The following is a 19,373-nucleotide window of genomic DNA, read 5'->3' as shown; positions in this document are numbered from 1 at the left end:
CGGCAGCGTCACAGGCGCCTCCGGTGGGGGCAGGTCAGCCGACCGCGCCCTCCATCTGCAGCTCGATCAGGCGGTTGAGCTCGAGGGCGTACTCCATCGGCAGCTCCTTGGCGATCGGCTCGACGAAGCCGCGGACGATCATCGCCATCGCCTCGTCCTGCTCCATGCCGCGCGACATCAGGTAGAAGAGCTGGTCGTCGGAGACCTTCGAGACCGACGCCTCGTGGCCCATCGACACGTCGTCCTCGCGGATGTCGACGTAGGGGTAGGTGTCCGAGCGGCTGATCTGGTCGACCAGCAGCGCGTCGCAGAGCACGTTGGACTTCGAGCCGTAAGCGCCCTCGTTGACCTGGATCAGGCCGCGGTAGGACGTGCGGCCACCGCCGCGCGCCACCGACTTGGACAGGATCGAGGACGAGGTGTGCGGCGCGGCGTGCACCATCTTCGCGCCGGCGTCCTGGTGCTGGCCCTCGCCGGCGAACGCGATCGACAGCGTCTCCCCGCGGGCGTGCTCGCCCATCAGGTAGACGGCCGGGTACTTCATCGTGACCTTGGAGCCGATGTTGCCGTCCACCCACTCCATGGTGGCGCCGGCCTCGCAGGTGGCGCGCTTGGTCACCAGGTTGTAGACGTTGTTCGACCAGTTCTGGATGGTCGTGTAGCGGCACCGGCCGCCCTTCTTCACGATGATCTCGACGACCGCGGAGTGCAGCGAGTCCGACTTGTAGATCGGCGCGGTGCAGCCCTCGACGTAGTGCACGTAGGCACCCTCGTCGACGATGATCAGGGTCCGCTCGAACTGGCCCATGTTCTCGGTGTTGATCCGGAAGTAGGCCTGCAGCGGGATGTCGACGTGCACGCCCTTGGGGACGTAGATGAACGAGCCGCCGGACCACACCGAGGTGTTCAGGGCCGCGAACTTGTTGTCACCGACCGGGATGACGGTGCCGAAGTACTCCCGGAACAGGTCCTCGTGCTCCCTCAGCGCGGTGTCGGTGTCGAGGAAGATGACGCCCTGCTCCTCCAGGTCCTCGCGGATCTGGTGGTAGACGACCTCCGACTCGTACTGCGCGGCGACGCCCGCGACCAGGCGCTGCTTCTCCGCCTCCGGGATGCCGAGCCGGTCGTAGGTGTTCTTGATGTCCTCGGGGAGCTCCTCCCACGAGGTCGCCTGCTTCTCGGTGGAGCGGACGAAGTACTTGATGTTGTCGAAGTCGATCGTCGACAGGTCCGAGCCCCAGGTCGGCATCGGCTTGCGACCGAAGAGCTTGAGGCCCTTCAGGCGCAGGTCGAGCATCCACTGCGGCTCGTTCTTCTTGCCGGAGATGTCGCGCACGACCGCGTCGTTGAGACCGCGCTGCGCGGAGGAACCGGCGACGTCGGGGTCGCTCCAACCGAACTCGTAGCGGCCGATGCCCTCGAGCTCGGGGTTGCGCTCGTCGATGGTCGTCATGTGGTGACCTGCTCCTTCGTCTTGCCGGTGGATGGAGACGTGTGGGGGATGCATGTGGTGCAGACCCCGTCGCCGTGGGCGATCGTGGCCAGTCGCTGCACGTGGCGGCCGAGCACCCGGCTGAACGCCTCGGTCTCGGCCTCGCACAGCTGGGGGAACTCGTGGGCGACGTGGGCGACCGGGCAGTGCTGCTGGCACAGCTGCTCCCCCACCGCGATCTCCCGCACGCCCGCGGCGTACCCCTCGTCGGTGAGGACCCGGGCCAGCACCTCGGCCGGGGTCAGCGTCGGGTCCGCCTCGGCCACGACGTCGAAGCGCTCCTCGATGAACGCCACGCGACGGCGGGCGAACTCCCGGACGACGTCCTCGCCCCCGGTCTCGTCGAGGAACCGCAGCGCCTGCGCCGCCAGGTCGTCGTACTTCTGGTCGAAGCCGTCGCGACCGGCCTCGGTCAGGGCGAACACCTTGGCGGGGCGGCCGCGACCGCGGGCGGCCCGGGTGCGCGGCTCGCGCGCCTCGATCGTGCCCTCCTCGAGCAGCTGGTCGAGGTGCCGGCGGACGGCCGCGGGCGTCAGGTCGAGGCGCTCGGCGAGGGCGACGGCGGTGGAGGGACCGTCGACCAGGATCGACCGGGCCACACGCTGGCGCGTGGGCTGGTCGGGCGTCGCGTCGACGCGCTTCTGGTCGAATTCCACAACATCAGTGTGCCGTTAATGACCGGGGTCGTTCAAGTAAGGCCTCCCTTACCCCATTCGGACCCGGGTCGATGGCCCTTCGGCGCCCCTGCGTACCCCATTCAGGGCACGCAGTTGGGGGTGGCCCGAGGTTTTGCTTCACTCGATAGCGGGTAGGTGTCAAGAAGACACCGGTCCTCGTTCCCGGCGTCCTCCGGAAGGCCCCGATGCACCAGCTCCGCACCCTCCTCCACCGCGTGGTCCACTCCCGCATCACGCTCGTTCTCGGTGTGCTGATCAGCATCCTCGTCCCCGCGCTGACCCTGCCCTCGCTACCGGCGGTCAGCCCCTGGCCGGTGCTGATCGGGCTGCTGCCCTGGATCATCGGCAAGTACGTCCTCTGCCCGCTGCGCTGGCGCGCACTCACCGACGCCGACCTCGGCCGCCGCTGGCACCTGCGGGCGTACGCCGAGTCCGAGCTGCTCGGCCTGCTCACGCCGGGCCACGTGGGGGCCGACGTGTGGCGGATCCACCGGCTCACCCGGGCCGGGCTGGCTCGCGGCGACGCGCTGATGAGCGTCGGAGCCGACCGGCTGGTCGGGGCGATCGGGCTCGCGGCCTTCGTGGCGTTCGCCGGCACCGCGCTGCCGACCCGGCTGCTGCTGGGCGCGGCGGGGCTGGGCGCGGCCGTCCTGCTCACCCTGCTGGTGGTGCGCCGGGTCCGCCCGGACCTGCTCCCCCGGCGCCCGCTGCCCCCGCCGCGACAGCTCGCGCACGGGCTGCTGCTCTCGGCCGGCTACCAGCTCTCCATCGCCGCGCTGCTCCTCGGCACCCTCGACGCGACCGGGCACGTCCTCTCCCCGCTGGCCGTCCTCGGCGCGTTCGGGGCCAGCCAGATCGCCGGGGCGATCCCGGGGCCGAACGGCGCCAGCCCCCGCGACGGGGCACTGGTCGTCGCCCTGGTCGCCCTGGGCGTGCCGTGGACCGCGGCGGTCGCGGCCGTCGCGATCAAGGCCGCGGTGGCGTGGGCCCCCGCCCTGCTGCTCGGCGGGGTCAGCCTGGGGCTGGCCCGGTGGGCGGCCCGGCGAGGCGCGGCGGCGGTCCCCGCCCTGGCGTGACCGCCTGACGGTCACCTCCGGCCACCTTCGGCCACCTTCGGCCACCTTCGGCCACATGGTGTGCCGTCAGGGGACCTTCGCCTCCCGAACCCCGGCCCGCCGGCCGAGAGCATGGCCGCATGGACCTCTCGCGGGCGTCCCCGTGGGCCCGCAACCGCTTGCCATGGGTCCTCGAGCAGGCGGCGATCGTGCTGTTGGGCGCGTTCGTCTACTTCCGGGTGCGCGGCCTCACCGACTCCTCCACCCGGCTCGCCCTGGAGCACGCCCGCGACCTCTTCCACGTCGAGCGCCTGCTCGGGATCGACGTCGAGGCGAGCCTGCAGGCCCCGCTGGACGGCTCGGCGCTGCTGGAGACGCTGAGCAACTGGGTCTACATCTGGGGCCACTGGCCGGTCATCATCCTCACCATGACGTGGCTGGCGCTGCGCCACGGGGAGGTGTTCTTGAGGCTGCGCGATGCGATGCTGGTCTCCGGCGCGCTGGGGATGCTGGTCTTCGTGTCCTACCCGGTCGCGCCCCCGCGCCTGGCCCACCTGGGACTGGTCGACACGATCACCCAGAGCTCCGACTCCTACCGCTACCTGCAGCCCCCGGCGTTCGTGAACCAGTACGCCGCCCTCCCGAGCCTGCACGTGGGCTGGGACCTCCTGGTCGGGATGGCGATCTTCTCGGCCACCACCAACCTCGCGCTCCGGGTGATCGGCTGCCTGATGCCGCTCGCGATGGCCTACGCCGTGATCGCGACCGCCAACCACTTCGTCCTCGACGTGCTCGCCGGCATCGTCCTGGTGCTGATCGGGCACGCGACCGCGCTGTGGCTGCAGCGCCGGCGCGCCAGACGCAGGGAGCAGGAGGCCGCGTGACACCCCTGGCCATCGCCCACCGGGCCGGCAACTCGCTGGCCGGGCTGCACGCCGCCAACGACCTCGGGGTGGACGTCATCGAGTGCGACGTGCACCAGCACCGCGGTCGGCTGGAGGTGCGGCACCTCAAGACCGCCGGGCCGCTGCCGTTCCTGTGGGACCGGTGGGAGCTCGCCTCGGCCTCCGCGCCGCGCCTGGGGCTCCGCGAGCTGCTCGAGGCCGACGAGAAGGGCACGACCTTCATGCTCGACCTCAAGGGCCGCCGGATCGGTACGGCGCGAGCCGTCGCCCGGCTGCTGCACGAGCTCGGCCACCGGCAGCCGCTGCTCGTCTGCGCCCGCTACTGGCCGGCCGTCGAGGTGCTGGCGACCCGCGACTACGTGCGGCCGGTGCTCTCGGCGCGCAACCGGGCCGAGCTCGGCCGGCTGCGCCAGCGGGTCGCCGCCGGACCTCCCGTCCACGGCGTCTCCGTGCACGCCACGCTGCTCGACGAGCCGCTGGTCGCCTCGCTGCGCGAGCACGTCGAGGTGGTGATGACCTGGCCGGTCAACGACGAGGCGACGCTCGATGCGGTGCTCGCGGTCGGCGCCAACGGGATCATCAGCGACGAGCCCGCCGTGCTCGCGACGCTGCTGGCCCGTCGCGAGTGACCTGTACCACGCGGGGGTAGCCTGCGGGCGGGCCCGGCGGCGTCGACGGGCCACCCGCTCGATGACACCGCGAGGAGTGGCGCATGCCGGGTTCGCTGCTGGGCAACATCGTCCCCCGGGTCGAGGACCCTGACCTGGTCCGGGGCCGGACCACGTTCGTCGACAACCAACGGCTCGAGGGCACCGCGCATGCGGTGTTCGTGCGCAGCCCGTTCGCCCACGCCCGGGTCACCGCCATCGACACCTCCGAGGCTGAGCGCGCCCCGGGGGTCCTCGGCGTCTTCACCGCCGCCTCCTTCGGAGACGACCCGGTGCCGGCGTTCGCCGAGGTCAACCCGAAGGTGCACCGCACCGCGCTGGCCACCGACAAGGTCCGGTTCGTGGGCGACCCGGTGGCCCTGGTGGTCGCCGAGACCCGGGCGCTGGCGGTGGACGCGGCCGAGCTCGTCGACGTCGACTACGACGACCTCCCGGCGGTCGCCGACATGGAGGCGGCGTTGGCCCCGGACGCCCCGCTGCAGTTCGAGGAGCTCGGCAGCAACATCGCGGCCAGCCGGGTCGACCAGAGCGGTGCCGACCCGCTGGCCGGCGCGGCCCACGTCGTACGCCTGCGGATCGAGAACCAGCGGATCGCCACCGCGCCGATGGAGGGGCACGCGGTGCTCGCCCGGCCGACGGCCGGGCCGGACGGCGAGGGCCTCACCGTCTGGCTGGCGACCCAGCAGCCCCACCTGTCCCGCGACCTGATCGCGCGCTTCACCGGGCTCGCGAAGGAGCAGGTCCGGGTGATCGCCCCGCACGTCGGCGGCGCGTTCGGCGGCAAGGCCGGCATCATCCCCGATCACGCCGCGGTGATCGCGGCGGCCCGCGCGCTCGGCCGTCCGGTGGCCTGGACCGAGACCCGCAGCGAGGCGATGCTGTCGATGCACGGCCGCGGCCAGGTGCAGTACGCCGAGCTGGGGCTGGACGCCGAGGGCCGGTTCACCGGGCTGCGGGCCCGGGTCGTCGGCGACTGCGGCGCCTACGCCGGGTTCGGCGGCGCGCTGGCACTCGGGCCGACGTACCTGATGAGCCAGGGTCCGTACGTCATCCCGGCGATCTCCTACGACGGCATCGCCGCACTGACCAACACCGCGCCCGTCGGCGCCTTCCGCGGCGCCGGCCGGCCCGAGGCCGCGGCGCTGCTGGAGCGGCTCGTGGACCTCGCCGCCGACGAGCTCGGTCTCGCGCCGGAGGAGATCCGGCGCCGCAACCTGATCCCGCCGGACGCGTTCCCCTACCGCACCCTGACCGGCGCGACCTACGACGTCGCCGACTTCGACCTGCCGCTGCGCGAGGCGCTGCGGATCGCCGACGTCGAGGCGGCCCGCGCCGAGCAGCGGCGGCGCCGGGACGCCGGCGAGGTGCGCCAGCTCGGCATCGGGATCGCGGTCTACGTCGAGATCACCGGCTTCGGGGGCTCGGAGTTCGGCTCCCTGCACGTCCACCAGGACGGCACGGCCACGCTGATGGCCGGCACCTCCGGGCACGGCCAGGGCCACGCGACGTCGTTCTCGATGATCGTGGCCGACAAGCTCGGGATCCCCATGGAGGACCTCACCTACATCCAGTCCGACACCGGGCTGGTCCGGTCCGGCGGCGGCACCGGCGGGTCGCGCTCGCTCCAGCTGGGCGGCAGCGCGGTCGGCCAGGCCGCCGACGAGGTGCTGGTCAAGGCCCTCGACGTGGCGGCCCGGATGCTCGAGGCCGACCCCGCCGACATCGAGCTGGTCGACGGCACGTTCGGCGTCCGCGGCGTGGTCGGCACCGGCGTCGGCTGGCGCGAGCTCGCCGCCTGGGCGCACGAGCACGACGGCGGCCTGGGCTCCGACACCGACTTCACCCAGCAGGGCGCGACGTTCCCGTTCGGCGCCCACGTCTCGATCGTCGAGGTCGACACCGACACCGGCCTGGTGACGCCGCTGCGGCACATCGCGGTGGACGACTGCGGCCGGGTGCTCAACCCGCTCGTGGTCGCCGGCCAGCAGCACGGCGGCGCCGTCCAGGGCATCTCCCAGGCGTTGTGGGAGCAGTTCGTCTACGACGCCGAGGGCACCCCGCTGACCTCGACGTTCGCCGACTACGCCATGCCGACCGCGGCGGACACGATCTCGCTGGAGGCCTCCAGCACCGAGACGCCGACGGACCTGAATCCGCTGGGCGCCAAGGGCATCGGCGAGTCCGCCACGATCGGCTCCACCCCGGCGGTGCAGAACGCGGTCGTCGACGCGCTGAGCCACCTCGGCGTGCGCCACGTCGACATGCCCTGCACCCCCGAACGGGTCTGGCGGGCGATCGCCGACGCGGCCGACGGCGGTCAGCAGCTGTGGCGCGAGCCGCCGGAGGCGTTCGGCCGGCTGCCCCGCGGCGGGGACGGCGAGCCGCCTGCGGCCGCCGAGATCTGACCCCGCGAGCTGAGACCCGCGCCACACCGCCCGTCCGCGCCACCGCCGCGGGCGGGGGCCGCAGACCCGGCGTCCCTAGACTTGCGGCGTGTCCACCGATGTGCCCGCCGTCGAGGTCGACGGCCTGGTGATGAGGTACGGCGACAAGGTCGCCGTGGACGGCCTCTCCCTCACGGTGGGACGGCAGACCATCACCGCGGTCCTCGGCCCCAACGGCGCCGGCAAGACCACCACGCTGGAGACCTGCGAGGGCTACCGCTCGCCGCAGGGCGGCAGCGTCCGGGTGCTCGGGCTGGACCCCAGGCGCCAGCGTCGCGACCTGCTCCCCCGCATCGGGGTGATGCTGCAGGGCGGCGGCGCGTGGAGCGGCGTGCGCGCGATGGAGATGCTGCGCCACGTGTCCCGCCTGCACGCGGACCCGCTCGACATCGACATGCTCGCCGAGCGGCTCGGGCTGGGTGACTGCGGGCGGACGCCGTACCGCCGCCTCTCCGGCGGTCAGCAGCAGCGCCTCGGCCTGGCGATGGCCGTGGTGGGCCGCCCCGAGATCATCTTCGTCGACGAGCCCACCGCGGGCATGGACCCGCAGGCGCGGCGGGCGACCTGGGAGCTGCTGGAGGAGGTGCGCGCCGACGGGGTGACCGTCGTGCTCACCACCCACTACATGGACGAGGCCGAGCGGCTCGCCGACCACATCCACATCATCGACCACGGGCGGCTGATCGCCTCCGGCACGCCGCTGGAGCTCACCCGTGGCGCGCGGGCCGGCGAGGACGGGCGGGCCGCGACGATCCGGCTCGTGGTCACCAGGCCGTTCCCGCCCGGCGCGCCGCAGTCACTGCGGCACACGCTCGGCCAGCACACCGAGGTGACCCAGCTCGACGAGCTCAGCCTGGTCGTCACCGGCCCGGCCGACGCCTCGACACTGGCCCGGGTCTCCGGCTGGTGCGAGGAGAACGACGTGCTGCCGGAGTCCCTGGCCCTCGGCCAGCGCAACCTCGAGGACGTCTTCCTCGAGCTGACCGGACGGGAGCTGGCGCCGTGAACGCCGACCGGACCACCCGCCCCACGGGCACCTTCGCGCCGCGCCCCGGGGCCGCGTCGTTCCCGCGCATGGTGCGCGCACAGGCCGCGATGGAGTCGCGGCTGATGCTGCGCAACGGCGAGCAGCTGCTACTGGCCGTGGTGATCCCGGTGATCGTGCTGATCGGCGGGGTCGAGGGCGCGCACCGGATCGGCTTCCACTTCTCCCACTCCGCCGTGGACGTGTTCACGCCCGGCGTGCTGGCGCTGGCGGTGATGTCGACCGCGTTCACCTCGTTGGCGATCGCCACCGGCTTCGAGCGCCGCTACGGCGTGATCAAGCGGCTCGGCTCCTCACCGCTGCCCCGCTCCGGCCTGCTCGCAGGCAAGGTCGGCGGGCTGCTGCTCGTGGAGGTGCTGCAGATCGTGGTCATCTCGGTCGTCGCGCTCGGTCTCGGGTGGGACCCCGACCCGTGGCTGCCGGGCGCGCTGCTGGCGATCGTGCTGGGCACGGCGGCGTTCGCCGCGCTGGGCCTCTTCGTCGCCGGCGTGCTGCGCGCCGAGGCCACGCTGGCCGCGGCCAACCTCATCTACCTGCTGCTGATGGCCGGGGGCGCGGTCGTGCTGCCGGCCTCGGCGTACGGCGCCTTCGGCGCGGTGGTCAGCTGGCTGCCCTCCGGGGCGCTCGGCGACGCGATGCGCGTCGCCCTCATCGACGGCACCACCGACTGGCACGCCATGCTCGTGCTGCTGGGCTGGGCCGTCGCCGGAACCGTGCTGACCGCGAGGACGTTCACGTGGGAATGACCACCACCGAGTCCGACCGCGCCACCGCGCCGACCCGCACCGGGCGCTGGCTGCGCCCGCTGGGCTGGGCCAGCCTGGTCGCCAACATCGTGCTGGTGGTCACCGGCGGCGCGGTGCGCCTCACCGGCTCCGGCCTCGGCTGCCCGACCTGGCCGCACTGCAACGGCGGCTCGTTCACGCCGCACGGTGCGTACAACGTGCACGCGGCGATCGAGTTCGGAAACCGGATGTTGACGTTCGTGCTCACCGCGGTCGCGATCGCGACGTTCCTGGCCGCCTGGCGCAGCGGTCGCCGCGACCTGCGGCGCCTGGCCCTGGTCATGGGGTTGGGCATCCCGGCCCAGGCGGTGATCGGGGGCATCACCGTGCTCACCGACCTCAACCCCTGGATCGTCTCGTTCCACCTGCTGTGCTCGATGGCAATCATCGGGGTCGCCGTGCTGTTCCTCCAGCGCCTCGACCGGCCGGCGCCCCTGGGTGGCGCCACCGGTGGTCCGGTCACCGGGCTCGCGTGGGCGACCTTCGCCGCGGCCTGGCTGGTGCTCTACGTCGGCACCGTGGTCACCGGCTCCGGGCCGCACGCCGGCGACGCCAGCTCCCCGCGCAACGGGCTCGACCCGCTCGAGCTCAGCCAGCTGCACGCCGACGTGGTCTTCCTGTTCGTCGGCCTGACCCTGGGCCTGCTCTTCGCCCTGCTGGCCACCCGGGCCCCCGCCGTCGCCGTACGCGCCGTCGTCGTTCTGCTCGTGATCGAGGTGGCCCAGGGCGCGGTCGGCTTCGTGCAGTACTTCACCGGCCTGCCGATCGTCCTGGTCGGCTTCCACATGCTCGGCGCGGCGCTGATCTCCGCGGCGGTCACCTGGGTGCTGCTGCAGGTGCGCGAGCCGGCCTCCTCCTGAGGCGCCGGCCACTGCGGTCCGCCTTCGGGCCGCCCGCCCGTCGTAGGCAGCCCGGGCATGGCGACGGCGGCCGTCTGTACCCCCGTGGACAGAACCGGCCGCCGTCGAAGACTCAGACGCGGTCGGGGACCGGAAGGTTGCCTCGCGGGCGAGCTTTCTTCGCCCGCGGGCTCAGCGGCTGAGCAGCGGGTCGAGCGCGACCGCGACGAACAGCAGCGAGAGGTAGAGGTTGGAGGAGTGGAACAGCCGCATCGGCTGGATCCGGCTCAGGTCCTCGGTGCTGCGCGCCCGGCCCCACATCCGGTGCGCCTCGACGAGGAAGACCGCGCCGAGCACCACCGCGACGACCGGATAGACCAGCCCGGTGCCGGCCACCGGCCACAGCAGGAGCGATATGGCGACCATCACCCAGCTGTAGACGACGATCTGGCGCCCGACCTCGCGCGCCGGCTTCACGACCGGCAGCATCGGGACGTCGACGCCCGCGTAGTCCTCGCGGTAGCGCAGCGCGAGCGCCCAGGTGTGCGGGGGCGTCCAGAAGAACACGACGGCGAACAGCACGATCGGCACCCACGACAGCCGGCCGGTGACCGCGGTCCACCCGATCAGGGCGGGGAAGCAGCCGGCCAGCCCACCCCAGACGATGTTCTGGGTGGTGCGCCGCTTGAGCAGCATCGTGTAGCCGAAGACGTAGAAGGCGTTGGCGGCCACCGACAGCACCGCCGAGAGCGGGTTCACCCACACCGCCAGGATCACCGTGGACAGGATGCCCAGCACGAAGCCGAACACCAGGGCCGCGCCGGGCGACACGATGTGACGGGGCAGCGCGCGGCGGCGGGTGCGCCGCATCTGCTCGTCGATGTCGCGGTCGTAGACGCAGTTGAACACCGACGCCGAGCCGGCCGAGAAGGTGCCTCCGACGACGGTGGCGACCACCAGGCCCAGCGGCGGGATGCCGCGGGCGGCGAAGAACATCACCGGCACGGTGGTCAGCAGCAGCAGCTCGATGACGCGCGGCTTGGTCAGCCCGACGTACGCCGCGACCACGTCACGCGCCGTCGCCCGACCGGTGTCCTGCTCGGAGGCAGCAGCGGTCGACTGGCCGACGAAGGTCACGGAGTTCCTCAGGGGGGACGGGTCACCGTCAGGGGTGCTTGCTGGGTTCGATCGTATCGCGCCGGGTGAGTAGGCTCGGCTCTGCCTGAGCCCCCACGCCTGTGACGTTCGACCCTTCCCCGGATCGGCAGGCGCAGCCATCGAGAGGATCCCCGTGAGCAGAGCCCCTGAGCTGGACTGGACCGACCTGGACGAGAAGGCGGTGGACACCGTCCGCGCCCTGGCCATGGACGCGGTGCAGAAGGTCGGCAACGGCCACCCCGGGACCGCGATGAGCCTCGCGCCCGCGGCGTACCTGCTCTTCCAGAAGGTGATGCGTCACAACCCGGCGGACCCCAACTGGCCCGCCCGGGACCGGTTCGTCCTCTCCGCGGGGCACAGCTCGATCACGCTCTACCTGCAGCTGTTCCTCGGCGGCTGGGGCCTGGAGCTGGAGGACATCAAGTCGCTGCGGACCTGGGGCAGCAAGACCCCCGGCCACCCCGAGTACGGCCACACCGCGGGCGTCGAGACGACCACCGGCCCGCTGGGCCAGGGCGTCGGCAACGCCGTCGGCATGGCGATGGCCGCCCGTCGCGAGCGCGGCCTGCTCGACCCCCAGGCCGGTGACGGCGGGTCCGTCTTCGACCACCACGTCTACGCCATCTGCAGCGACGGCGACCTCGAGGAGGGCGTCAGCGCCGAGGCCTCCTCGATCGCCGGGACCCAGCAGCTGGGCAACCTGACCCTCATCTACGACGACAACCGGATCTCGATCGAGGGCGACACCGACGTGGCCTTCACCGAGGACGTCGCGAAGCGCTACGAGGCCTACGGCTGGCACGTCCAGACCGTCGACTGGACCAACGACGGGACCGAGTACACCGAGGACGTCCCCGAGCTGTACGCCGCGGTCCGCGCCGCCGAGGCGGTCACCGACCGGCCGAGCCTGATCGTGCTCAAGACCATCATCGCCTGGCCGGCCCCGGACGCCCAGGGCACCGGCAAGGCGCACGGCTCGGCGCTCGGCGAGGACGAGGTCGCGGCCACCAAGAAGGTGCTCGGCCTCGACCCCGCGAAGCAGTTCGACGTGCCGGCCGACGTCTTCGCCCACACCCGCTCGCTGGTCGAGCGCGGCAAGAAGTGGCAGGCCGAGTGGCAGGAGCGGTTCGAGGCCTGGAAGAAGGGCGCCTCCCCCGAGGTCCTCGCGACCTGGGAGCGGATGCAGACCCGCGCCCTGCCCGAGGGCCTGGAGCGGGCGCTGCCGACCTTCGACGCCGACCCGAAGGGCGTCGCCACCCGCAAGGCCTCCGGCGCGGTCATCAACGCGGTCGCGAAGCTGATGCCCGAGCTGTGGGGCGGCTCGGCCGACCTGGCGGAGTCCAACAACACCACCATCGAGGGCGCGAGCTCGTTCATCCCCCAGGGGCGCTCGACCGATCAGTGGTCGGGCGACCCGTACGCCGGCCGGGTGCTGCACTTCGGCATCCGCGAGCACGGCATGGGCGCGATCCTGAACGGCATCACGTTGCACGGGGGCACCCGCGTCTTCGGCGGGACCTTCCTCACCTTCTCCGACTACATGCGCGGCTCGGTCCGGCTGGCCGCCCTGATGGGCCTGCCGGTCACCTACGTGTGGACCCACGACTCGATCGGCCTCGGTGAGGACGGTCCGACCCACCAGCCGATCGAGCACCTCGCCGCGCTGCGGGCGATCCCGGGCCTCGACGTGGTCCGCCCCGCCGATGCCAACGAGACCGCCGCCGCCTGGCACGCCGTGCTCCGGCGCACCGACCACCCGGCCGGGATCGCCCTGACCCGCCAGAACGTGCCGGTCTTCCCGCGCGGCGAGGTCGACGGCGAGCACTGGTCCGACACCTCCAACGTGCACCGCGGCGGCTACGTGCTGGTCGACGCGGGCGGCGGGCTGCCGGACGTGGTCCTGGTCGCCACGGGCTCGGAGGTCCAGGTCGCGGTCGCGGCCCGCGAGCTCCTCGCGGCCGACGGCGTGCGGGCGCGGGTCGTCTCGATGCCCTGCCGCGAGTGGTTCGACGAGCAGGAGCCGTCCTACCGCGAGACCGTGATCCCGCCCACCGTGAAGGCGCGGGTCTCGGTCGAGGCGGGCGTGGCCCAGGGCTGGCGCGAGATCGTCGGCGACCACGGCCGGATCGTGTCGATCGACACCTACGGCGCGTCGGCCGACTACGCCCGGATCTTCCAGGAGTACGGCATCACCGCCGAGGCGGTGGCCGACGCCGCCCGCGACAGCCTGCGCATCAGCAGCTGAGCCCGTCCCGGTTGGGGCGGACACCACGGGGGTACGACTTGTACGTGAACAGAGCTCAGGGAGGAACTGATGAGTGACCGTCTGAAGGCCCTTGCGGACGCGGGGGTGTCGATCTGGCTCGACGACCTCTCGCGCGAACGGATCGAGACCGGCAACCTGGCCGACCTCGTCAAGGAGAAGTCCGTCGTGGGCGTCACCACGAACCCCACGATCTTCGCCGGCGCGATCGCCGACGGGGAGCGCTACGACGACCAGGTGCGCCGGCTCGTCGAGGAGGGCAAGGACGTCGACCGGGTCGTCTTCGAGCTCACCACCGAGGACGTGCGCAACGCCTGCGACATCATGGCGCCGGTGCACGCCGAGCACCCGGCCGACGGCCGCGTCTCCATCGAGGTCGAGCCCGACCTGGCCAACGACACCGAGGGCACCATGGCCTCGGCGCGGGCGCTGTGGAGCGCGGTGGACCGGCCCAACGTGCTGATCAAGATCCCCGCCACCAAGGAGGGGCTGCCGGCGATCACCGCGGCGGTCGCCGAGGGCATCAGCGTCAACGTCACGTTGATCTTCGGCATCGAGCGCTACCGCGAGGTGATGGACGCCTACCTCGCGGGCCTGGAGCAGGCGCGCGACGCCGGCCTCGACCTCGACCGGATCCACTCGGTCGCCTCGTTCTTCGTCTCCCGGGTCGACACCGAGGTGGACAAGCGCCTGGAGTCGATCGGCGGCGAGGAGGCCGAGGCGCTCAAGGGCATGGCGGCGGTGGCCAACGCCCGGCTCGCCTACGCGGCCTTCGAGGAGGTCATCGCCTCCGACCGCTGGAAGCTCCTCGCGGACGCGGGGGCCAACCCGCAGCGGCCGCTGTGGGCGTCGACCGGCGTGAAGAACCAGGCCTACTCCGACACCCTCTACGTCACCGAGCTGGTCGTGCCGGGCACGGTCAACACGATGCCCGAGAAGACCATGGAGGCCTTCGCCGACCACGGCGAGCTCCGCGGCGACGTCGTCACCGGCACCGGCGGCGAGGCCCAGCAGGTCTTCGACCGGCTCGCCGACATCGGCGTCGACTTCGAGGACGTCCTGCTCGTGCTCGAGCACGAGGGCGTGGACAAGTTCAAGAAGTCCTGGACCGAGCTGGTCGAGACCGTCTCCGGCCAGATGGAGAAGGCAGGACAGGGCGGCGAATGAGCGAGACGGCTTGGAGCACCGTGAAGGAGGAGGGGACCGGAGCGGCGTTCGAGCTGTTCTTCGGCTACCCCGACGAGAAGGCGTTCGCCTCGACGGTGGAGCGGCTGGTGGCCGACCGGGTCGCCGGCCGCATCGCCGCCCAGGACCCCACACTGTGGGGACCGGCCGCCGAGGAGGAGGCGGGCAAGCGACTGTCCTGGGTCGCGCTGCCCGAGGCCTCACGCCCGCTGGTCGACCGGATCGCGGGCCTGCAGGCCGACTGCCGTGACCGCGGCCTGGCCAAGGTCGTGCTCTGCGGGATGGGCGGCTCCTCGCTGGCGCCCGAGGTGATCTGCGAGGCCGCCGGCGTCGAGCTCGACGTGCTCGACTCCTCCGACCCCGACTTCGTGCGCAGGTCCCTGGAGGACCGGCTCGCCGAGACCGTCGTCGTGGTCTCCTCCAAGTCCGGCGGCACCGTCGAGACCGACAGTCAGCGGCGGGCCTTCGAGAAGGCGTTCCGCGACGCCGGCATCGACCCGGCGGAGCGGATCGTGGTCGTCACCGACCCCGGCTCCCCCCTCGAGGAGCTCGCCCGGGACGCCGGCTACCAGGTGTTCCTGGCCGATCCCGAGGTCGGCGGACGCTACTCGGCGCTGACCGCCTTCGGGCTGGTGCCGAGCGGCCTCGCCGGCGCCGACATCGCCGGGCTGCTCGACCAGGCCGCGACGATCCGGCCGGCCCTCGAGGCGGACTCGGTCGACAACCCGGGCCTGCGGCTCGGGGCGCTGCTCGGCGCGGCCGCCCTGGCCGGGGTCGACAAGGTCGCGCTCGCGAGCTCGGGGGCGTCGTACGCCGGGTTCGGCGACTGGGCCGAGCAATTGATCGCGGAGTCCACCGGCAAGGAGGGCAAGGGCATCCTGCCGGTGGGCGTGGAGGCCCTCGACGCGCCCGGCTTCTCCCCCAGCACCGCCGACGAGGTGCTGGCCACCTTCGGCTCCACCTTCGCGTTCGGCCCGGACCTGACGCCCGCGTCGGGGTGGGGCGTCCACGTCGACGCGCCGCTCGGGGCCCAGCTGCTGCTGTGGGAGTACGCCACCGCGGTGGCCGGCCGGGTGATCGGGATCAACCCGTTCGACCAGCCCGACGTGGAGAGCGCGAAGGCCGCCGCCCGCGAGATGCTCGACGGCGGCGGCTCGGAGCCGACCCCGGTGTTCGTCGACGGAGCGGTGACCGTCTACGCCTCCGAGGGCTGGTTGCCCGAGGGCACCAGCACGGTGGCCGACGCGGTGGCGGCGCTGCTCGAGCGGCTCGACCCCGACCACGGCTACCTCGCGGTTCAGGCCTACCTCGACCGGCACCGCGACGCCGACCTCGCGGGCACCCGCGCCACGCTGGCCCGGCGTACCGGCCGACCGGTCACGTTCGGGTGGGGGCCGCGCTTCCTGCACTCCACCGGCCAGTACCACAAGGGCGGCCCCGGCACCGGGGTCTACCTGCAGGTCACCGGCCAGCCCGAGGCGGACCTCGCGGTGCCCGACCGGCCGTTCACGTTCCAGGAGTTCCTGACCGCGCAGGCGGTCGGGGACGGCCAGGTGCTGGCCGGCAAGGGGCGACCCGTGCTCCGTCTCCACGTCAGCGGCCCCGGCGACCTCGCCGGGCTGCGGAAGGTGCTCTCGTGACCTGGACCAACCCGCTGCGCGACCCGGAGGACCGCCGGCTGCCCCGCATCGCCGGGCCCTGCGGCATGGTGCTCTTCGGCGTCACCGGCGACCTGTCGCGCAAGAAGGTGATGCCGGCGATCTACGACCTGGCCAACCGGGGGCTCCTGCCCCCCGGCTTCAGTCTGGTCGGGTTCGCCCGGCGCGACTGGGCCCACCAGGACTTCGCGCAGATCGTGCACGACTCGGTGAAGGCCCACGCGCGCACCGAGTTCCGTGAGGAGGTCTGGCAGCAGCTCGCCGAGGGGTTCCGGTTCGTGCCGGGCGACTTCGACGACGACCAGGCCTTCGACCGGCTCCGCCGTACGATCGAGGAGCTCGACGTGGACCGCGGCACCGGCGGCAACCACGCCTTCTACCTCGCGATCCCGCCTGGGTTCTTCGGTGCCGTCGTCGGCCAGCTCAAGGAGCACGGCCTCGCCGAGGAGCGCAACGGCTCGTGGCGGCGGGTGGTGGTCGAGAAGCCGTTCGGCCACGACCTGGAGTCCGCCCGCGAGCTCAACGACGTGCTCGGCCAGGTCTTCCCGTCGGGCTCGGTCTTCCGGATCGATCACTACCTCGGCAAGGAGACGGTCCAGAACATCTTGGCGATGCGGTTCGCCAACGAGCTCTTCGAGCCGATCTGGAACGCCAACTACGTCGACCACGTGCAGATCACGATGGCCGAGGACATCGGCATCGGCGGACGCGCCGGCTACTACGACGGCATCGGCGCCGCCCGCGACGTCATCCAGAACCACCTGCTGCAGCTGATGTCGCTGGTGGCGATGGAGGAGCCGACGTCGTTCGACGCCGAGAGCCTGCGCATCGAGAAGCAGAAGGTGCTCTCCAGCGTGGTGCTCCCCCGCCGGCTGGACCTGACCACCGCGCGCGGCCAGTACGCCCCCGGCTGGGCCGGCGGCGAGAAGGTGCCCGGCTTCCTCGAGGAGGAGGGCATCCGCAAGACCTCGACCACCGAGACGTACGCCGCGGTGACGCTCGGCGTGGACACCCGCCGGTGGGCCGGGGTGCCGTTCTACCTGCGCACCGGCAAGCGACTCGGCCGCCGGGTCACCGAGGTGGCGGTGGTCTTCAAGCGCGCGCCGCACCTGCCGTTCTCGTCGACCTCGACCGAGGAGCTGACCCAGAACGCCCTGGTGATCCGGGTGCAGCCCGACGAGGGCATGACGATCCGCTTCGGGTCGAAGGTGCCCGGCACCGCGATGGAGATCCGCGACGTCAACATGGACTTCGTCTACGGCGGCTCGTTCGTGGAGTCCAGCCCGGAGGCCTACGAGCGGCTGATCCTCGACGTGCTGCTCGGGGATCCGCCGCTGTTCCCCCGCCACGAGGAGGTCGAGCTGTCCTGGAAGATCCTGGACCCGATCCTCGAGCACTGGGCCAAGAAGGGGAAGCCGGAGCAGTATCCCTCCGGCACGTGGGGCCCGGAGTCCGCGGACAAGATGCTGGCCCGTGACGGACGGGTCTGGAGGCGACCTTGATAGAGCTCACCGACACCAACTCCTCGGCGATCGCGGCGGAGTTCGTCCGCGCCCGCACCCGCGCGGGCAGCCCCGCGATGGGCATGGTGATGACGCTGATCATCGTCGTCGAGGAGGACGAGTCCGACTCCGCGATGAAGGCCGCCCAGCGGGCCTCGCACGAGCACCCGGCGCGGGTGCTGGGCGTGATCCTCGGCGACGGCCGCGGCGCCCCGGAGGTCAACGCCCAGGTGGGCACCGGCAACGGCTGGAGCGGCGAGACCGCACTGATCCGGTTGCGCGGCGAGGTCGTCAAGCACCCGGAGTCCGTGGTGCTCCCGCTGCTGCTGCCGGACTCCCCCGTGGCGATCTGGTGGCCCTGCCATCCGCCGGAGGACCCGGCCACCGACCCGCTCGGTGCCCTGGCGAAGCGGCGGATCACCGATGCCGCGGCCGCCCGCCGCAACAAGGCGCGGGCCATCCACCAGCAGTGCGCGGCCTACGCCCCCGGCAACACCGACCTGGCCTGGACCCGGCTGACGCCCTGGCGCGCGCTGCTGGCGGCGGCGCTGGACCAGCACCCGCTCAAGGTCTCCGGAGCGTCGATCTCGGCGGAGCGGATCAGCCCGAGCGCCGACCTCCTCGAGGCCTGGCTGCGCGACCGGCTCCGCGTCGAGGTGACCCGGGTCGTCACCGACGGACCCGGCCTCACCGAGGTGGTGCTGGAGACCAAGGAGGGCCCGATCCGGATCGCCCGGCCCGACGGCCGGCTGGCCACCTTCACCTCGCCGGGCCGGCCGGACCGCCCGATCGCGCTCAAGCGCCGGGAGCTCCCCGAGCTGCTCGCCGAGGAGCTGCGCCGGCTGGACGAGGACGACGTCTACGCCGCCACGGCGAAGCGACTGGCGAAGATGCAGGTGCAGCTATGACCCCGCCCCCCACCGCCACCGTCCCGGGCGGCCGTCCCGAGCCCCGGCCCGAACCACGGGTCGAGGTCCACGAGGACGCCCGGGCGCTGGCCACGTCGGTGGCCGGCGAGCTGCTGAGCCGGCTCGCGGACGCCCAGTCGGCCGGCCGGGTCCCGCAGATCGCGCTGACCGGCGGCTCGATCGCCGACGCCGTGCACGCCGAGGTGGCCCGGCTCTCCCCCGCCAGCGGCGTGGACTGGGCCCGGGTCGTGGTCTGGTGGGGCGACGAACGGTTCGTCGCGCCGGACGACGAGGACCGCAACGCGCTGCAGGCCCGCCGGGCGTTCCTCGACGCGGTCGGCGTCGAGGCGGCCCACGTGCACGAGATGGCCTCCACGGCCGACGCGGACGACGTGCACGCGGCGGCCGCGGCGTACTCCGCCGACCTGCGCGAGCACGGCAGCGGTGAGTTCGACGTGATGATGCTCGGCGTCGGGCCGGACGGTCACGTGGCCTCGCTGTTCCCGCACCACGCCGAGCTCGACGTCGACGACCGGATCGTGCTCGGCGTGCTCGACTCCCCCAAGCCCCCGCCGCTGCGGGTCAGCCTGACCCTCCCCGCCCTGAACCGCGCTCGCTCGGTGTGGTTCCTGGTCAGTGGCGACGCCAAGGCCGACGCCGTCGCCCGCGCCCTCGGCACCAGCGACGTCCACGAGACCCCCGCCGCCGGCGTCCACGGCTCCGAGGAGACCCTCTGGTTCCTCGACCGCGCCGCCGCCTCCGCCCTCTGACGCGAGACGGCGATCGGGG

At 72.7% G+C, this 19,373-nt stretch carries 16 protein-coding genes; 13 read left to right on the top strand and 3 right to left on the bottom strand.

The features are described from left to right. Positions 1 to 34: 34 nt before the first annotated feature. Both sufB and BJZ21_RS09115 read right to left on the bottom strand, forming a co-directional pair. Complete coding sequence (gene sufB / locus BJZ21_RS09120) at positions 35 to 1,453, bottom strand: Fe-S cluster assembly protein SufB (RefSeq protein WP_179663443.1); 1,419 nt, start codon at positions 1,451 to 1,453, stop codon at positions 35 to 37. Next, positions 1,450 to 2,148: a helix-turn-helix domain-containing protein gene (locus BJZ21_RS09115; RefSeq protein WP_179663442.1), complete on the bottom strand. Its 699-nt coding sequence runs from the start codon at positions 2,146 to 2,148 to the stop codon at positions 1,450 to 1,452. The genes sufB and BJZ21_RS09115 overlap by 4 nt, the downstream gene beginning before the upstream one ends. Positions 2,149 to 2,354: 206 nt before the next feature. Between BJZ21_RS09115 and BJZ21_RS09110 the strand changes: the two genes are divergently transcribed. From BJZ21_RS09110 to BJZ21_RS09080, 7 genes are all read left to right on the top strand, one after another. Further along, entirely contained in the window at positions 2,355 to 3,245 is an 891-nt protein-coding gene (locus BJZ21_RS09110) for a lysylphosphatidylglycerol synthase domain-containing protein (protein WP_179663441.1), read from the top strand. Positions 3,246 to 3,364: 119 nt separating this feature from the next. Then, positions 3,365 to 4,108 carry a phosphatase PAP2 family protein gene (locus BJZ21_RS09105; protein ID WP_179663440.1) on the top strand — a complete coding sequence of 248 codons (744 nt, stop codon included), beginning with the start codon at positions 3,365 to 3,367 and terminating at the stop codon, positions 4,106 to 4,108. Beyond that, entirely contained in the window at positions 4,105 to 4,758 is a 654-nt protein-coding gene (locus BJZ21_RS09100) for a glycerophosphodiester phosphodiesterase (RefSeq protein ID WP_179663439.1), read from the top strand. The genes BJZ21_RS09105 and BJZ21_RS09100 overlap by 4 nt, the downstream gene beginning before the upstream one ends. Before the next feature lie 83 nt (positions 4,759 to 4,841). Further along, on the top strand, positions 4,842 to 7,202 hold the full coding sequence (locus BJZ21_RS09095; RefSeq protein WP_179663438.1) for a xanthine dehydrogenase family protein molybdopterin-binding subunit: 2,361 nt from the start codon (positions 4,842 to 4,844) through the stop codon (positions 7,200 to 7,202). Between the two features lie 88 nt (positions 7,203 to 7,290). Continuing rightward, positions 7,291 to 8,247: an ABC transporter ATP-binding protein gene (locus tag BJZ21_RS09090; RefSeq protein WP_343052062.1), complete on the top strand. Its 957-nt coding sequence runs from the start codon at positions 7,291 to 7,293 to the stop codon at positions 8,245 to 8,247. Next, the gene (locus BJZ21_RS09085; protein ID WP_343052061.1) at positions 8,244 to 9,032 is read left to right on the top strand and encodes an ABC transporter permease; all 789 of its coding nucleotides are present in this window, start codon (positions 8,244 to 8,246) and stop codon (positions 9,030 to 9,032) included. The genes BJZ21_RS09090 and BJZ21_RS09085 overlap by 4 nt, the downstream gene beginning before the upstream one ends. Beyond that, a complete protein-coding gene (locus tag BJZ21_RS09080; protein ID WP_179663437.1) occupies positions 9,029 to 9,931 on the top strand; it encodes a COX15/CtaA family protein in 903 nt (300 codons plus the stop codon). Before BJZ21_RS09085 ends, BJZ21_RS09080 begins: the two co-directional genes overlap by 4 nt. 171 nt (positions 9,932 to 10,102) lie before the next feature. Here BJZ21_RS09080 and BJZ21_RS09075 read toward each other — a convergent pair whose 3' ends face one another. Then, the gene (locus tag BJZ21_RS09075; protein WP_179663436.1) at positions 10,103 to 11,047 is read right to left on the bottom strand and encodes a heme o synthase; all 945 of its coding nucleotides are present in this window, start codon (positions 11,045 to 11,047) and stop codon (positions 10,103 to 10,105) included. Between the two features lie 154 nt (positions 11,048 to 11,201). On the opposite strand from BJZ21_RS09075, the gene tkt reads away from it, so the two are divergent. From tkt to pgl, 6 genes are all read left to right on the top strand, one after another. Further along, on the top strand, positions 11,202 to 13,313 hold the full coding sequence (gene tkt, locus BJZ21_RS09070; protein WP_343052060.1) for a transketolase: 2,112 nt from the start codon (positions 11,202 to 11,204) through the stop codon (positions 13,311 to 13,313). 69 nt (positions 13,314 to 13,382) lie between these two features. Then, a complete protein-coding gene (gene tal, locus BJZ21_RS09065; RefSeq protein WP_179663435.1) occupies positions 13,383 to 14,498 on the top strand; it encodes a transaldolase in 1,116 nt (371 codons plus the stop codon). Then, on the top strand, positions 14,495 to 16,156 hold the full coding sequence (locus BJZ21_RS09060; RefSeq protein WP_179663434.1) for a glucose-6-phosphate isomerase: 1,662 nt from the start codon (positions 14,495 to 14,497) through the stop codon (positions 16,154 to 16,156). Before tal ends, BJZ21_RS09060 begins: the two co-directional genes overlap by 4 nt. After that, positions 16,153 to 17,676 carry a glucose-6-phosphate dehydrogenase gene (gene zwf / locus BJZ21_RS09055; RefSeq protein WP_179663433.1) on the top strand — a complete coding sequence of 508 codons (1,524 nt, stop codon included), beginning with the start codon at positions 16,153 to 16,155 and terminating at the stop codon, positions 17,674 to 17,676. The genes BJZ21_RS09060 and zwf overlap by 4 nt, the downstream gene beginning before the upstream one ends. Next, entirely contained in the window at positions 17,673 to 18,584 is a 912-nt protein-coding gene (locus tag BJZ21_RS09050; RefSeq protein ID WP_218851402.1) for a glucose-6-phosphate dehydrogenase assembly protein OpcA, read from the top strand. Before zwf ends, BJZ21_RS09050 begins: the two co-directional genes overlap by 4 nt. Further along, positions 18,581 to 19,354 carry a 6-phosphogluconolactonase gene (pgl, locus tag BJZ21_RS09045; RefSeq protein WP_179663432.1) on the top strand — a complete coding sequence of 258 codons (774 nt, stop codon included), beginning with the start codon at positions 18,581 to 18,583 and terminating at the stop codon, positions 19,352 to 19,354. Before BJZ21_RS09050 ends, pgl begins: the two co-directional genes overlap by 4 nt. The last annotated feature ends 19 nt before the right edge of the window (positions 19,355 to 19,373 follow it).

The sequence above is a fragment of the Nocardioides panaciterrulae genome, assembly GCF_013409645.1.
Lineage (GTDB): Bacteria > Actinomycetota > Actinomycetes > Propionibacteriales > Nocardioidaceae > Nocardioides > Nocardioides panaciterrulae.
This window is presented reverse-complemented; position numbering and strand designations above follow the sequence as displayed.

What these genes read in the sequence shown, in the direction of transcription:
- BJZ21_RS09110 (WP_179663441.1), top strand. Translation starts at nt 2,355, where the DNA reads ATGCACCAGCTCCGCACCCTCCTCCACCGCGTGGTCCACTCCCGCATC.
- BJZ21_RS09060 (WP_179663434.1), top strand. Translation starts at nt 14,495, where the DNA reads ATGAGCGAGACGGCTTGGAGCACCGTGAAGGAGGAGGGGACCGGAGCG.
- sufB (WP_179663443.1), bottom strand. Translation starts at nt 1,453, where the DNA reads ATGACGACCATCGACGAGCGCAACCCCGAGCTCGAGGGCATCGGCCGC.
- BJZ21_RS09095 (WP_179663438.1), top strand. Translation starts at nt 4,842, where the DNA reads ATGCCGGGTTCGCTGCTGGGCAACATCGTCCCCCGGGTCGAGGACCCT.
- pgl (WP_179663432.1), top strand. Translation starts at nt 18,581, where the DNA reads ATGACCCCGCCCCCCACCGCCACCGTCCCGGGCGGCCGTCCCGAGCCC.
- tal (WP_179663435.1), top strand. Translation starts at nt 13,383, where the DNA reads ATGAGTGACCGTCTGAAGGCCCTTGCGGACGCGGGGGTGTCGATCTGG.
- BJZ21_RS09080 (WP_179663437.1), top strand. Translation starts at nt 9,029, where the DNA reads ATGACCACCACCGAGTCCGACCGCGCCACCGCGCCGACCCGCACCGGG.
- BJZ21_RS09105 (WP_179663440.1), top strand. Translation starts at nt 3,365, where the DNA reads ATGGACCTCTCGCGGGCGTCCCCGTGGGCCCGCAACCGCTTGCCATGG.